15 protein-coding genes are annotated in these 14,356 nt (G+C 51.4%); 7 read left to right on the top strand and 8 right to left on the bottom strand.

Annotated elements, in window-relative coordinates; translation table 11 throughout:
* Nucleotides 1–60: 60 nt before the first annotated feature.
* Entirely contained in the window at nt 61–567 is a 507-nt protein-coding gene (gene tpx, locus ACFQ1T_RS09910; protein ID WP_194747677.1) for a thiol peroxidase, read from the top strand.
* Between the two features lie 88 nt (nt 568–655).
* Nucleotides 656–1,159: a thiol peroxidase gene (gene tpx / locus ACFQ1T_RS09905; RefSeq protein WP_194747678.1), complete on the top strand. Its 504-nt coding sequence runs from the start codon at nt 656–658 to the stop codon at nt 1,157–1,159.
* Nucleotides 1,160–1,248: 89 nt separating this feature from the next.
* On the opposite strand, the gene fabF is transcribed toward tpx (ACFQ1T_RS09905), so the two are convergent.
* The 8 genes from fabF to ACFQ1T_RS09865 all read right to left on the bottom strand — a co-directional run bounded on the left by fabF (nt 1,249) and on the right by ACFQ1T_RS09865 (nt 7,680).
* On the bottom strand, nt 1,249–2,481 hold the full coding sequence (fabF, locus tag ACFQ1T_RS09900; protein ID WP_379076125.1) for a beta-ketoacyl-ACP synthase II: 1,233 nt from the start codon (nt 2,479–2,481) through the stop codon (nt 1,249–1,251).
* A 52-nt stretch (nt 2,482–2,533) separates the two neighbouring features.
* On the bottom strand, nt 2,534–2,770 hold the full coding sequence (acpP, locus tag ACFQ1T_RS09895) for an acyl carrier protein (protein ID WP_018985321.1): 237 nt from the start codon (nt 2,768–2,770) through the stop codon (nt 2,534–2,536).
* A gap of 86 nt (nt 2,771–2,856) precedes the next feature.
* Nucleotides 2,857–3,597, bottom strand: coding sequence for a 3-oxoacyl-ACP reductase FabG (fabG, locus tag ACFQ1T_RS09890; RefSeq protein WP_275355353.1), 741 nt, complete (start codon nt 3,595–3,597; stop codon nt 2,857–2,859).
* Between the two features lie 10 nt (nt 3,598–3,607).
* Nucleotides 3,608–4,531, bottom strand: coding sequence for an ACP S-malonyltransferase (gene fabD, locus ACFQ1T_RS09885; RefSeq protein ID WP_379076120.1), 924 nt, complete (start codon nt 4,529–4,531; stop codon nt 3,608–3,610).
* Between the two features lie 83 nt (nt 4,532–4,614).
* Nucleotides 4,615–5,556: a beta-ketoacyl-ACP synthase III gene (locus ACFQ1T_RS09880; RefSeq protein WP_228518732.1), complete on the bottom strand. Its 942-nt coding sequence runs from the start codon at nt 5,554–5,556 to the stop codon at nt 4,615–4,617.
* 48 nt (nt 5,557–5,604) lie between these two features.
* On the bottom strand, nt 5,605–6,657 hold the full coding sequence (gene plsX / locus ACFQ1T_RS09875; RefSeq protein ID WP_194747684.1) for a phosphate acyltransferase PlsX: 1,053 nt from the start codon (nt 6,655–6,657) through the stop codon (nt 5,605–5,607).
* A gap of 127 nt (nt 6,658–6,784) precedes the next feature.
* Nucleotides 6,785–6,964: a 50S ribosomal protein L32 gene (gene rpmF, locus ACFQ1T_RS09870; protein ID WP_018985326.1), complete on the bottom strand. Its 180-nt coding sequence runs from the start codon at nt 6,962–6,964 to the stop codon at nt 6,785–6,787.
* Between the two features lie 209 nt (nt 6,965–7,173).
* Complete coding sequence (locus ACFQ1T_RS09865; RefSeq protein WP_379076115.1) at nt 7,174–7,680, bottom strand: YceD family protein; 507 nt, start codon at nt 7,678–7,680, stop codon at nt 7,174–7,176.
* Between the two features lie 340 nt (nt 7,681–8,020).
* Between ACFQ1T_RS09865 and ACFQ1T_RS09860 the strand changes: the two genes are divergently transcribed.
* The 5 genes from ACFQ1T_RS09860 to ACFQ1T_RS09840 all read left to right on the top strand — a co-directional run bounded on the left by ACFQ1T_RS09860 (nt 8,021) and on the right by ACFQ1T_RS09840 (nt 14,352).
* The gene (locus tag ACFQ1T_RS09860; protein WP_275355359.1) at nt 8,021–9,439 is read left to right on the top strand and encodes an acetyl-CoA carboxylase biotin carboxylase subunit; all 1,419 of its coding nucleotides are present in this window, start codon (nt 8,021–8,023) and stop codon (nt 9,437–9,439) included.
* A 41-nt stretch (nt 9,440–9,480) separates the two neighbouring features.
* A complete protein-coding gene (gene oadA, locus ACFQ1T_RS09855; protein ID WP_275355360.1) occupies nt 9,481–11,328 on the top strand; it encodes a sodium-extruding oxaloacetate decarboxylase subunit alpha in 1,848 nt (615 codons plus the stop codon).
* Between the two features lie 61 nt (nt 11,329–11,389).
* A complete protein-coding gene (locus tag ACFQ1T_RS09850; protein WP_379076111.1) occupies nt 11,390–11,986 on the top strand; it encodes a Maf family nucleotide pyrophosphatase in 597 nt (198 codons plus the stop codon).
* Between the two features lie 94 nt (nt 11,987–12,080).
* Nucleotides 12,081–13,520, top strand: a complete 1,440-nt coding sequence (locus ACFQ1T_RS09845; protein WP_379076108.1) for a DUF4139 domain-containing protein — start codon at nt 12,081–12,083, stop codon at nt 13,518–13,520.
* A 118-nt stretch (nt 13,521–13,638) separates the two neighbouring features.
* Nucleotides 13,639–14,352, top strand: a complete 714-nt coding sequence (locus ACFQ1T_RS09840) for an SAM-dependent methyltransferase (protein ID WP_379076105.1) — start codon at nt 13,639–13,641, stop codon at nt 14,350–14,352.
* The last annotated feature ends 4 nt before the right edge of the window (nt 14,353–14,356 follow it).

Raw genomic sequence — 14,356 nt, 5'->3', positions numbered from 1 at the left:
GAAACGAACCGGGATTATGTTCTATGATGGCAGGCGTTTTTGTCATAAGCGATAGATCACATGCCCAATGCCACAGCCCTGCTCGATGACCCGATACTGGTGGAGGACGAGCTGCCTGCCGTGGGGCAGCCCCTGCCGTATTTCCAGCTAGTTAACCGCGAGCTTGAGGACGTTGCGCTGGATGCCTTTGCAGGTCAGCGCAAGATACTGCATTTTTTCCCAGGCATTGATACGCCCACCAGTGCTAACAGCGTGCGTATTCTTGAGCGCATGGCGCTAGATCTGACCAACACCGCCATCCTGCATATTTCACCGGATTTACCATTCACCATGGCCCGCTTCTGCGCCATGGAAAGTTTGCCGCAATGCATGACTTTATCCACCTTGCGTGGCCGCGACATGCTCAAGAATTATGGCGTGCTCATGATGACCAGCAAACTGGCAGGCCTACCTGCACGCGCCATCATCGTCGCGGACGAAAATGACCGCGTCCTCCACGTTGAATTGGTCAAGGACCTGGTCATGGAACCAGACTACGAAGCCGTGCTTGCGGTGCTGCCCGCCTGATTCCCTTACTTTTTATGTGGTTGATTGCGTTGCGCTGACACGTTAAAGTGCTTGTTTAAGTTTTATTCATCACATTTTGGAGAACACTATGTCTAGCGTTACGCTCAAAGGAAATCCGGTCGCGGTTGGCGGTAAATTTTTAACCAAAGGCGACAAGGCTCCTGATTTTCAATTGGCAGATGCCAAACGCAACCTGCTTGGTCTGGATGCGTTTTCAGGCAAGCGTAAAGTCTTGAACATTTTCCCTAGCATTGATACGCCCACCTGCGCCACCTCAGTGCGCACCTTCAACAAGGAAGCCAGTAGCGTCAGCAACACCGTCGTGCTGTGCGTGTCTGCAGACCTGCCTTTCGCACAAAGCCGTTTCTGCGGTGCAGAAGGTCTGGAGAATGTTGTAACCCTGTCTACCTTCCGCGATACAGCCAAATTTGGCAATGATTATGGCGTCCTGATCACCGATAGCAGCCTGGCAGGCCTGACTGCACGTGCAGTGGTTGTACTGGATGAGAACAATCAGGTATTGCATAGCGAACTGGTTGGCGAAATTGCTGACGAACCAAACTATGCTGCTGCCTTGGCAGTCCTCAAATAAGTCAGCAGATTTGAGTAATAAAAAAGCCAGCATTAAGCTGGCTTTTTTATTACTGCTTTTATATTGCTAAAGACCCGTCTTAAATACTTTTAAACGCGCTTGAACAACAAGCTGCCGTTAGTCCCACCAAAACCAAAATTGTTTTTGAGGGCATATTCAATCTGCAAGTCACGTGCCGTGTTGGCACAGTAATCCAGATCGCAATCCGGATCAGGATTCAACAGGTTGATGGTCGGTGGTGAAATCTGATGGTAAATCGATAACACCGTAAAGACCGACTCCAGACCGCCTGCGCCACCGAGCAAGTGACCAGTCATCGATTTGGTCGAATTGACTACCAGCTTGTAGGCATGATCGCCAAACGTTGCCTTGATGGCATTGGTTTCATTGGTATCGCCCAGGGGCGTCGAGGTCCCGTGCGCATTCATGAACTGGACTTGGTCCGGGTTCACCCCTGCATTTTTGAGCGCGTTAACCATGGAGCGGCGTGGACCATCCATATTCGGTGCGGTCATATGATAGGCATCGGCACTCAAGCCGTAACCTGCCACCTCGGCATAAATTTTGGCACCGCGTGCTTTGGCATGCTCATACTCTTCGAGCACCATCACCCCTGCACCTTCACCGATGACAAACCCATCACGGTCTTTATCCCAGGGACGGCTGGCCGTCGCGGGATCGTCATTGCGTGTAGACAAGGCTCGCGCAGAGGCAAAGCCACCGACACTGAGCTCAGTAATGGCCGCTTCGGCCCCACCTGCCACCATGACATCGGCGTCACCATACTCAATCATACGTGCGGCTTCACCAATGCTATGGGTGCCTGTGGTACAGGCAGTCACCACCGCAATATTTGGCCCCTTGAGACCCAACATGATGGACAAATTGCCCGAGATCATGTTGATGATGGTGCCAGGAATAAAGAATGGCGAGATCTTGCGTGGGCCACCATCGTCATAACTGTCGTTGGTGGACTCAATCAAGCCCAAACCACCAATCCCGGAACCAATGGTCACGCCAATGCGTTCTGCATTTGCGTCGGTCACTTCCAGGCCAGAATCACGGAAAGCCTCCAAGCCAGCAGCCAGACCGTACTGGATAAAAGTATCCATGCGGCGTGCATCCTTGGCTGGAATAAAGTCTTCAGCGTTGAATCCCTTAACCTCACCTGCGATTTGCGAGGCAAATGGGGTAGGATCAAATTTAGTGATACGGGTAATGCCTGATTGACCAGCGACCAGATTGTTCCAAGCGGTTTGGGTACCAATCCCTACTGGAGACACCACGCCCAAGCCAGTTACTACTACTCTGCGTTTCGTCATAATAGAAAATCAGCCCTCTTGCGAGGGCTGATTGAAGAATGAAGTCAATGAATTACTTGAGGTTTGCGTTGACGTAGTCAATCGCTTGCTGCACTGTAGTGATTTTTTCAGCTTCTTCGTCAGGGATTTCGCAATCGAACTCTTCTTCCAAAGCCATTACTAATTCTACGGTGTCCAGAGAATCTGCACCCAGATCATCTACGAAAGATGATGTGTTTTTTACGTCAGCTTCGTTTGCACCTAATTGTTCACAAACGATTTTCTTTACGCGTTGTTCGATGTCGGACATCTAAAATACCCCTTTGTTGATAAGTGTCGTGTACAGTAAACCAGTATTCTAGCAAAACTTGCCCAGAATACCAAAGAAACTAAATATTAAGCGCAGTACATGCCGCCATTGACATGGATGGTTTCGCCCGTGATATAAGCGGCCGCTGGCGAAGCCAGGAAAGCCACTGTCGCCGCGATTTCATCCACAGCCCCCAAACGCCCAAGCGCAATACGCTCCAGCATTTTGGTCTTGATATCGTCAGGTAGTTCAGCGGTCATATCCGTGGCGATAAAGCCAGGCGCCACACAGTTCACAGTAATACCGCGACTGCCGACTTCTTGCGCCATAGACTTGGTAAAGCCAGTCATCCCAGCCTTGGCCGCTGCGTAGTTGGTCTGCCCGGCATTGCCCATATGACCCACCACGCTGGAAATGTTGATAATACGTCCCTGACGCGCTTTCATCATCGGACGCAATACCGCCTGACTCATGCGGAATACGGACTTCAGGTTGGTCGTCAAGACCGCATCCCAGTCTTCGTCTTTCATGCGCATGAGCAAGGTATCTTTGGTGATGCCGGCATTATTCACCAGGATGCTGACATCCCCATACTGCTCGGCAATCTGCTTTAATACCGCCTCAATTTGTTCAGGCTGTGTCACATCCAGCGCCATCCCGACGCCGTTGACCCCAGCTGCTTTCAAATGGGCGGTGATTGCTTCTGCGCCACTGGCAGAGGTCGCCGTACCAATCACGGTGGCTCCCTGCTTGCCCAGGGCTTGTGCAATCGCTGCGCCTATGCCGCGGCTGGCGCCCGTCACTAATGCGATTTGTTGGTCAGACATGGTCTCTCCCTTATTGCGTAATCAATGTTTGCATGGCTTCGTCATTGACGAGCGCAACACAGCTCACCTCGGCCACAATGCGCTTGGCTAAACCAGCCAGCACCTTGCCGGGGCCACATTCAGCGGCGCTCAGCACCTCTTGTGCAGCCAGCTGTTGCACGGTCTCCACCCAGCGGACCGGGCTATAGAGCTGGCGAACCAGCGCGTCTTTAATCTGCGCGGCATCCGAGTAGGCTGCGACATCGGCGTTATGCAAGACAGGCACGATCGGCGCCTGTACATTCACGCCATTGAGATATTCGCGCAGCTTTTCAGCCGCTGGCTGCATGAGGTCGCAGTGCGAAGGCACGCTGACAGGCAATGCGAGCGCACGCTTGGCCCCTTTCGCCTTGGCTAACTCCATGCCACGTTCAACCGCCGCTTTGTCACCGGCAATGACAACCTGGCCTGGTGAGTTGAAGTTAACGGGCTGCAAGACTTGACCTTGTGCCGCCTCGGTACAAACAGCACGCACGGTATCATCATCCAGCCCCAAGATCGCTGCCATGGCCCCCTGGCCTTCCGGCACGGCTTGCTGCATTACCTGGGCGCGAAATTTTACCAGTGGCAAGGCATCCGCAAACGAAATGGCATTGGCTGCAACCAGGGCAGTGTACTCACCGAGACTATGCCCCGCCATCGCGGTTGGCAACTGGCCACCCAGCGCCTGATAAACACGCCAGGTAGCAATACCGGCAGTCAGCATGATGGGTTGTGTGTGTTCCGTCAGATTAATTTCTTCATTTGGCTCGGTGGCCATTTTCCAGAAATCTACCCCCAACACAGCCGAGGCTTCGTCAAAGGTTTGTTTGACGATGGCATGCGCTGCTAGTCCTTGCATCATGCCCACAGACTGTGAACCTTGACCAGGAAAGAAAAAAGCAAATTTAGACATATTGATTCAGTTATTTATTCAATTAAAACGGTCATGCAAGCACGGCATGCTTCATTGTTGAACCTTGGTACTGTTAGCACTGGTTAGTACTTTACCAGGACTGAGCCCCAGGTAAATCCACCACCGAAGGCCTCCATAAGCAAGGTATGTCCACGCTGGATTCGCCCGTCACGTACAGCCACATCCAGTGCGAGTGGAATTGAGGCTGCGGAGGTATTGCCATGGCGATCCACCGTCACGACGACTTTATCCATCGGCATTTCCAGTTTTTTGGCCGTTGCCTGCAAAATACGGATATTAGCCTGATGCGGCACCAGCCAGTCAATATCTGACTTTTGCATCTGGTTAGCCTCCAGCGTCTCATCGACGATCTGATCCAGTGTATTGACCGCCATTTTGAACACCGGATTCCCTTCCATCACCACCGTGTCAGGCCCATCAGGATTGCGCGGCACATGTAAATAGGTTTCGTAGTTACCATCGGCGTGGATGTGGGTAGAAAGAATACCGGGTTGCTCACTGGCTTGCAGGATCACCGCACCGGCACCATCGCCCCATAAAATGCAGTTGCTGCGGTCGCTGTAATCAGTAATACGGGTGAATGTATCCGCACCAATCACCAGGACATTGCGGGACTGGCCAGACTTGATGAACTGGTTGGCGGTGGTCAGCGCATAGACAAAGCCACTGCATACCGCCTGTACATCAAAAGCGGGACAGCCGCTGATGCCCAATTTGCGTTGCACCATGGTCGCCACACTTGGGAAAATCTTGTCAGGCGTGGTTGTTGCCACAATAATCAGGTCGATCTGTTCAGCCGCGATGCCGGCCGCGTCAATCGCTTGACGCGCCGCGTGGGTCGCCAGATCGCTGGTACGTTCATCCGTGACGCGGTGGCGTTGCTTGATGCCAGTTCGGGCGTAAATCCACTCATCGGTGGTATCCACCATTTTTTCCAGATCGGCATTGGTCAAAATATGGGGTGGCAGGTAGCTTCCAGTACCTGCAATGCGAGCGTAAATCATTCGTGCGATTATGCCTTAATTGGTTTGAAACACCTAACAAAAAGGGGTTCAGGGTTGCTCGGAGGTCGTCAGATGCTCAATCTCCAACTGCGACTGAATACGCTTGAGGACACCACTCTGCGCCTCTTCCATCGCGACATGAATCGCATGGTAAAAACCGACGCTGTCTGCGCCACCATGACTCTTGACCACAATGCCACGCAAGCCCAAAAAGCTTGCCCCATTATAAAGTCTTGGATCTACTCGCTTTTTAAAGGCTTTTAGCACCGGAAAAGCGCCCAGCGCCATTAACTTGGTCAACCAGTTACGTTTAAATTCCTGGGTGAGGAATTTACCCATCATATGCGCAAGGCCTTCGGTGGTTTTCAACGATACGTTGCCAACGAAACCGTCACAAACGACCACGTCTGTCGTGCCCTTGAAGATATCGTCGCCTTCTACATTGCCGTAAAAATTCAAATGACTGCCGCGTAACAACTCCGCCGCCTGCTTGACTACCTCATTGCCCTTGATATCTTCAGAACCGATATTGAGCAAACCGACGGTTGGATTCGGCTTATTGGTCAGGCAGCTCACCACCATCGCGCCCATAATGGCAAACTGGTACAAATGCTCAGGTGTACAGTCGGCATTCGCCCCCAGATCCAGCATAAACGTACTGCCTTTTTCAGAGGGTAAAGTCGAGGCAATCGCTGGCCGGTCAATCCCGGGCAAGGTTTTGAGGACAAAGCGCGCAGTCGCCATCAACGCACCAGTGTTACCGGCACTGACGCAAGCCTGCGCTTCACCCGTTTTAACCATATTAATGGCCACCCGCATAGAAGAATCTTTTTTGTTCTTCATCGCACTTTGTGGCGACTCATCCATCAACACCACTTCACTGGCATGGCGGATACGCAATCGCGGCCCCGGCTGGACATTCAAGACCTTAAGCTCGGATTCGATTGCCTCTTGCAGGCCGACCAGGATAATGTTTAATTCAGGATTTTCGTTCAGAATTCGAACTGCCGCGGGCACAGTCACATGCGGACCGTGATCTCCTCCCATGGCATCAATGGCAATCACTACTTCATGTGAATGCACGTGTTGACCAGTTGTCATGTGATTTTCCAAGTTTGTTAACTTTGCGCGTTTAAGCGCAGCCATCACAGCGGCTTACGTCAGATACGCAAACGCCGCGCATTTTACTGCGCGGCGCGTTTTAAAGCGGTTGGCTTTAATGTGGCGATTATTCGCCTTTTGCAGGCATCACTTTGCGGCCACGGTAAAAACCGTTAGGACTCACGTGATGACGCAAATGCACTTCACCTGTGGTTGGCTCAATTGCCAAAGGTGGGTTAGTCAAAAAGTCGTGGGAACGGTGCATACCACGCTTGGAAGGTGTCTTTTTGTTTTGCTGAACGGCCATTTAAGTTACTCCAATATCAAACCGCCACACCTCATGTATCGAAGCTCAATGACAGTTTATAAAACAAACTCGGTTATTAATAAATTAAAAATGCTACCTAATCCAGCATTATAAAATAACTCAGGGACAACTGCAAATAAATCATGCAAATATCGCTTTTCATTGGTTTATTTGCCATGATTCGCGGCATGAACACCCAGCTTACGGGGTTATTTGTCCAGCTTCAACTGCTTGAGCACAGCAAATGGATTCGGCTTTTCACCCGCAGACTGTTGTAATTGTGTACACGCCTCTTCATGCATGACAGAGATAGGCAGCGCCATCAACAACTCATCCTCGACCAACACTTCCAGTGACGACTCATCCGTAGATTCCAGCCAATCCACCGTTTCATCTTCTAGCAATGCTTCCGGCGGCTCATCACAAAGCGCAAATTCAAAGGTCATCTCTAGCGACTCTGGCATGGGCTCAAAGCAGCGCTGGCACACCAGCGGCAAAGTCGTCTGCAAACTCAGCGCCAGCATAGGCAGCGACACCTCACCAAAATAGCGGGATGGCAAGCCTTGCAACCGATAATGCACCTGTATGCCGTCGAGGGCGGCCGCATCCGTCACTCCTAGCGCTTGCAACGCCTCATGTAACCTGGGCATAGCGCTCAGCGCTAACGCCCCCTCAACGGTTTTTTGCTGCTTTGCCAGCTCCTGAAAATGCGCCATGATCTTTACCAAACAATTCAATCAACTATTAAGCCGGCACTATAACAAACTCAATGATCATTGACGACTAAAACACGGACAAGGCCAGCACTAAAATGACAGGCCTCTGTTTAAGCGCAAGGTTTGTTGTTATAATGACACCGCATCACGCGGCGCTCTGTTCAAGGGCGCACCCATGGTGCCGGTTTGCCTGATCGGCCATTTGTTGCTGTAGCAAAGACGACTCCAAACCACAACCAAATCAACTTGAACCGTTTTATATTCAGTCTCCTGGAGATTGAAAAACTCGGTTGAGTTACTAAAAGACTCTAGTCCTTTTTTCTTGCTTTAAGGGTAATGTGTGTTTAAGAAAATTTTAGTCGCGAATCGCGGTGAAATTGCGGTGCGCATCGTACGTGCCTGCTCTGAAATGGGCATTAAATCGGTAGCTATTTACTCCGATGCTGACCGCCATGCGTTGCATGTTAAAAAGGCAGACGAAGCCTATAACATTGGCTCAGACCCTGTCGCAGGCTACCTGAACGCACACAATATAGTCAACATTGCTGTGGCTGCAGGCTGTGACGCCTTGCATCCTGGTTATGGCTTCCTGTCTGAGAATCCAGAACTTGCTGAAGTCTGCGCACGTCGCGGCATCAAGTTCATTGGTCCTGATGCCGACGTCATCCGTCAAATGGGTGACAAGATCCAGGCACGTAATGCCATGATTAACGCAGGCATTCCTTGCGTGCCAGGCAGTGAAGGCAATCTGGAATCGGTAGAGGCCGCGGTGACTTTGGCCAATAAAATTGGCTATCCCGTGATGCTCAAGGCGACGAATGGTGGCGGTGGCCGCGGAATTCGTCGTTGCGACAACGAGAAAGAGCTACTCAGTAACTACGACCGTGTCATTTCAGAAGCCAGCAAAGCCTTTGGCAAGCCAGAAGTCTTTCTCGAAAAGTGCGTGGTGCATCCGCGCCATATCGAAGTGCAAGTGCTGGCCGACTCACATGGCAATGTCATTCATTTGTTTGAACGCGATTGTTCCATCCAGCGTCGTAACCAGAAACTGATCGAGATTGCGCCCTCTCCACAACTGACTCAAGCCCAACGTGAATATATCGGTGGTCTGGGTGTGAAAGCGGCTAAGGCCGTCGGCTATGAAAACGCTGGTACGGTTGAGTTCTTGCTGGATTCAGACAATAACTTTTACTTCATGGAAATGAACACGCGCTTACAGGTAGAGCATACTGTGACCGAGACCATTACTGGCGTGGACATTGTTCAACAGCAGATTCGTGTTGCGGCCGGCTTACCGCTGCAATACAAGCAAAGTGAAATTGCTTTCCGTGGCTTTGCCATGGAGTACCGGATTAACGCAGAAGACCCGAAAAAAGACTTTTTGCCCAGCTTTGGTAAAATCACCCGCTACTATGCGCCCGGCGGTCCGGGTGTACGTATGGATGCGGCGATTTACAGCGGATATGTCATTCCGCCTTACTACGACTCCATGTGTGCAAAACTGACGGTTTGGGCCCTGGATTGGGAAAGCGTGATTGAACGCGGTCGCCGTGCCTTGAATGACATGATTGTCTATGGCGTCAAAACGACCATTCCATACTACCAGCAGATCATGCAGCATCCAGACTTCCGCGCCGCTGATTTCAATACCAGCTTTGTGGAGCAACACCCCGAGCTGACTGAGTACGACGTAGGATTACCCAAAGAGTTAATGGCAGCCGCCATTGCGGCTGCGATTGCCGCCCACGAAGGTATTTGATTAACCCGCATTGCAAGATATTTATTTAGATCGACAAGACTATGAGCAAAATACATGTCACCGAACTCGTTTTAAGAGATGGTCACCAATCCCTGATTGCCACGCGCATGCGCACCGAAGACATGCTGCCGATCTGCAGCAAGCTGGATGAGATTGGGTTCTGGTCTCTCGAAGCCTGGGGCGGTGCAACCTTTGACGCATGCGTCCGCTTTTTGAAGGAAGATCCGTGGGAACGCCTGCGTAGCTTGCGTAAAGCCTTGCCCAATACGCCTATCAATATGCTGTTGCGTGGCCAGAACTTGCTGGGCTACCGTCATTACTCTGATGACGTCGTGCATGCCTTTGTCAAACAGGCAGCCGATGCCGGTGTCGATGTGTTCCGTATTTTTGATGCGATGAATGACATCCGCAACCTGAAAACCGCGATTGAAGCCGTTAAATCTGTCAAGAAACATGCCATCGGTACCCTGTCCTTTACGACCAGCCCGGTGCATGATGTGGCCTACTTTGTGAGCATGGCCAAAGAGCTTGAGGCGCTGGGCTGTGACAGCATTGGCGTCAAGGACATGGCTGGCCTGCTGACACCGACCATGGCCGCCGAACTGGTCAAGGGTCTGAAGGCTGCGGTCAGCGTGCCCGTACACATGCACAGCCACGCCACCTCCGGTCTGGCCAGTATGGTCTTGCTCAAGAGCGTGGAAAGCGGCGTGGATATTATTGATACCTGCAACTCTTCATTCTCCGAAGGTGCCAGCCATCCGACCACAGAAAGCCTTGTGGCTGCACTTAAAGGTACTGAATACGATACCGGCCTCGATTTGGGCAAGTTGCAGGAAATCACCGCCTACTTCAAAGAAGTGCGCAAGAAATACTGGCAATTTGAAAGCGAGTTTACCGGCGTGGATACCCGCGTTCTGGTCAACCAAGTACCAGGTGGCATGATTTCCAACCTGTCCAACCAGTTGAAGGAACAAGGTGCGCTTAACCGTATGGACGAGGTGCTGGCCGAGATTCCACGTGTGCGTCAAGATCTTGGTTATCCTCCGTTGGTGACCCCCACCTCGCAAATCGTCGGGACACAAGCTGTACTGAACGTATTGACCGGTGGCCGCTACAAGTCCATTACCAACGAAGTCAAAAATTACTTGTTAGGCCAATATGGCAAAGCGCCTGCGGCAGTCAATGCTGAGGTGCGCAAACAAGCGGTTGGCGATGCTGAAGTCATTACCTGCCGTCCAGCAGACTTGCTGCAACCGGAAATGGTCAAGCTGCAGTCCGAGGCCGAGCGCTTTGCTAATAACGAGCAAGATGTATTGACCTATGCCATGTTCCCGGACATCGGTAAAACGTTCTTGCAAGAACGCAATGCAGGCTCATTGAATCCAGAGCCATTGTTGAGCAAAGACGCGGTCACCCAGCAAACAGCGGCCGCCCGTTATGCGCCGAATGAGTTCAACATTACCCTGCACGGTGAAACCTACCATATCAAGCTGACCGGCAGCGGTCACGCGGGTGAAGAACGCAGACCTTACTATGTCAAGGTAGACGGCATTTCTGAAGAAGTGTTTGTTGAGACCTTGAGCGAAATGGAAGTCAGCGGTGGCGGCAGTAACGGCAGCAAGAAAAAAGCCGCTGCAGTCGCAGCGAGTGGGCGTCCACGCCCTCACCATCCAGGCTGCGTCACCACGGCAATGCCAGGCACGATAGTGACGGTAAAAGTGAATGTGGGTGACAAAGTCAATGCCGGTGATGGCGTGTTGGTGATCGAAGCCATGAAAATGGAAAACGAGATCCAGGCCAGCAAATCGGGCACCGTGGTCGCCATTCACGTGACCAAGGGCGACAGTGTCACGCCAGATGAAACTCTGATTGAAATTCAACCTGAATAATTACAATCAACAAAAATCCCTGAAGCAATTCAGGGATTTTTGCTTTTGAGCTACCTGATCCATGAAACAATCACTGATTCTCGCCTCCTCTTCACGTTACCGGCGTGAAGTACTGCAAAAGCTGCATTTACCGTTTACCTGCCTGTCACCAGAGATTGATGAAACGCCATTACCTAACGAAAGCCCCGAACAGACTGCTTTGCGCTTGGCAGAGGCCAAGGCCCGCAAAGTGGCAGAAACACAGCCTGACGCACTGATTATTGGCTGCGACCAGGTCGCGACCGTGGATGGTATGCAGATAGGTAAACCTGGCAATCATGCCAATGCTGTCAGGCAACTCACCATGCTCAGCGGCAAAGAGGTGGTTTTTCATAGTGCCTTGTGCCTGTATGACAGCCAACGGCAGTACATGCAAGCCACCATCGTGCCCTATTTCGTTAAATTCAAATCCTTAAGTGCCAGCCAGATCGAGACCTACCTGCACCTTGAACAACCTTATGACTGTGCAGGCAGTGCCAAATCTGAAGGCATGGGCATCGCGCTGCTGGACTATATGCGGGGCGATGACCCGAATGCGCTGATAGGACTGCCCTTGATTGCCTTGGTCGAGATGCTGCGACAAGCGGGTGTAGACGTATTATCGGCTTCAACTCGATAGCATAAAACAAAGTCGTGTGTTAACTTTTGAACGGCCAATGCGTTTAGGCAGTCTCATGCTTAAAACGCAAATAACCCATAACGAAAGGATACACATGCGACTCAGCACCCTGCTATTTTTCTCCATGGGGACGGCTGCATTGACGTATGCAGCCGCTGCACAAGCGGAAACCACCCTCACCAGCCCGCAATCTGACCAGACCAGTGTGGCGGTGACGATTTACAATGAAGACCTTGCGCTGGTCAAAGACAGTCGCAAGTTAAAGTTAAGCAACGGCCTATCTGCCGTTTCTTTCCGTGATGTCAGTGCGCAGATCAAGCCTGAAACTGCCTTATTGCGTAGCTTGCTCCCGAACACCAGCTTGCAGGTGCTAGAACAGAATTTCGACTTTGACTTGCTCACCCCGCACAAACTGCTGGAAAAATATGTCGGCCAACAAGTCACCGTGATTCGTACTAACCCGACCACAGGTGCCGAAACTGAAGAAACAGCCACCGTACTCTCTGCCCAGGATGGCCCGGTGCTCAAAATAGGTAACCGTATCGAAACCGTGATCCCGGGCCGTATCGCCTATCCTAACGTCCCCGGCATGCTCAAAGACCGTCCAACCCTGACGACGCAGTTGCAATATAAAGGCGGTGAACAGTCCACTCTGGAGCTCAGTTACCTCACAGGCGGCTTGCAGTGGAAAACCGACTATGTCGCTGAGCTCAGCAGCAAAGAGGATGCGATAGACCTGTCTGGCTGGGTCACGCTCACCAATACCAGCGGCACCAGCTATCCCAACGCAAAAGTGCAACTGGTGGCAGGGGATGTCAACCGTGTGCGTGAAGTCATGCACCCCAAAACCATGATGATGCGCGCGGATGCCATGGTCGCCGAAGCCGCCATGCCCACCGAGCAAGCATTACTCGAATATCATTTATACACCCTGCCACGCCCTACGACCATTGCAGAAAACCAAACCAAACAAGTGGCCTTGCTTTCTGCGCAACATATCCCGGCGCATAAAGAACTGGTACTGAATGGCTCGGAGTATTACTTCCAGGGTCAGTATCCTGATATCGACAAAAAACTCAAAGTGCAGGTCTTTGTAGAATTTGATAACAAAGAAAGTAGCCAGTTGGGCATTCCACTGCCTAAAGGCACCATGCGCGTTTACAAAAAAGATCACGACGGCACGGCACAGTTTGTGGGCGAAGACCAGATCGACCATACACCAAAGAACGACACGGTGCGCCTCAAACTTGGCAATGCCTTTGATGTGACGGCTGACCGTGTGCAAACCGATTTTAAAAACCTGAGCAAGCAAAACCAGCCACCCGTGTATGAAAGCGCTTATACCATCACTTTACACAACGCGAAAAAAGAAGCGGTCACCGTCACCGTACAAGAACCGATTGCAGGTAGCTGGAAAATACTAAGCGAATCACAGCCACACCAGAAAACCAGTGCCCACCAGGCCAGCTGGAAAATCAATGTGCCTGCCGATGGCGATGCCACGCTGAAATATCGTGTGCAGGTGAAATATTAGCCTGCCACACTCCCGCTCAACATGCTTCAAGGGCGTCAACAAAAGCATTCTTGCAAAAGAATGCTTTTTTGCTGTCTGGCCGTGGGATAATCACGCTGTTTAACTCATTAAGATTGCCATGACTGCTGGAACCCTCTACTTTATTCCCGTCCCCCTCACGGAAGACACCACGCCCCAACAAGTCGTGCCGCCTGAAGTCTTACAACGCATGCACAGCTTGCGTCACTTTATCGTCGAGAACGAAAAAACTGCCCGTCACTTTCTGGGAGCCAGCGGTCACCCAGTGCCTATGCGTGAAATCACGCTCACGGTGCTGACTAAAGATACACCGAATAAAGACCTGCAAAAGTTACTGCAACCTGTGCAACAGGGCATGGATGTTGGCTTGATGAGTGAAGCCGGCTGCCCGGGTATCGCCGATCCAGGGGCCGCGCTCGCCGCCGTCGCTCATCACAAAGGTATACGCGTCACCCCGCTCATCGGCCCCAGCAGCTTGCTGCTGGCACTGATGGCCAGCGGCTTAAACGGCCAGAGATTTACGTTTTTAGGCTATTTACCCAACGATAAAAATGAACGTATCAGAACCATCAAAGGCATTGAGTTTGACTCAAAAAAACAGCAAGCTACCCAGCTGTTTATTGAAACACCCTACCGCAACCAGCATGTACTAGAAGACCTGATTGCTAACCTGCAAGCACAAACAAAATTATGTGTGGCGTGCAATGTGTCAGGCAAAGAAGAATTGATTGTGACAAAAACAGTGGCTGACTGGAAAAAAGCACCCCTGCCTGATTTGCATAAAAAACCAACCGTTTTTTTGCTGCTAGCCTAAGGGG

Origin of the sequence: Methylophilus glucosoxydans (assembly GCF_042676145.1) — a bacterium.
Taxonomy (GTDB): domain Bacteria; phylum Pseudomonadota; class Gammaproteobacteria; order Burkholderiales; family Methylophilaceae; genus Methylophilus; species Methylophilus glucosoxydans.
Note: the sequence above shows the minus strand (reverse complement) of the source record. Positions and strands in the feature narration are given on the sequence as shown.

Coding starts and splice junctions, on each gene's coding strand:
- tpx (WP_194747677.1), top strand. CDS start 61: ATGCCCAATGCCACAGCCCTGCTCGATGACCCGATACTGGTGGAGGAC.
- tpx (WP_194747678.1), top strand. CDS start 656: ATGTCTAGCGTTACGCTCAAAGGAAATCCGGTCGCGGTTGGCGGTAAA.
- fabF (WP_379076125.1), bottom strand. CDS start 2,481: ATGACGAAACGCAGAGTAGTAGTAACTGGCTTGGGCGTGGTGTCTCCA.
- acpP (WP_018985321.1), bottom strand. CDS start 2,770: ATGTCCGACATCGAACAACGCGTAAAGAAAATCGTTTGTGAACAATTA.
- fabG (WP_275355353.1), bottom strand. CDS start 3,597: ATGTCTGACCAACAAATCGCATTAGTGACGGGCGCCAGCCGCGGCATA.
- fabD (WP_379076120.1), bottom strand. CDS start 4,531: ATGTCTAAATTTGCTTTTTTCTTTCCTGGTCAAGGTTCACAGTCTGTG.
- ACFQ1T_RS09880 (WP_228518732.1), bottom strand. CDS start 5,556: ATGATTTACGCTCGCATTGCAGGTACTGGAAGCTACCTGCCACCCCAT.
- plsX (WP_194747684.1), bottom strand. CDS start 6,657: ATGACAACTGGTCAACACGTGCATTCACATGAAGTAGTGATTGCCATT.
- rpmF (WP_018985326.1), bottom strand. CDS start 6,964: ATGGCCGTTCAGCAAAACAAAAAGACACCTTCCAAGCGTGGTATGCAC.
- ACFQ1T_RS09865 (WP_379076115.1), bottom strand. CDS start 7,680: ATGGCGCATTTTCAGGAGCTGGCAAAGCAGCAAAAAACCGTTGAGGGG.
- oadA (WP_275355360.1), top strand. CDS start 9,481: ATGAGCAAAATACATGTCACCGAACTCGTTTTAAGAGATGGTCACCAA.
- ACFQ1T_RS09850 (WP_379076111.1), top strand. CDS start 11,390: ATGAAACAATCACTGATTCTCGCCTCCTCTTCACGTTACCGGCGTGAA.
- ACFQ1T_RS09845 (WP_379076108.1), top strand. CDS start 12,081: ATGCGACTCAGCACCCTGCTATTTTTCTCCATGGGGACGGCTGCATTG.
- ACFQ1T_RS09840 (WP_379076105.1), top strand. CDS start 13,639: ATGACTGCTGGAACCCTCTACTTTATTCCCGTCCCCCTCACGGAAGAC.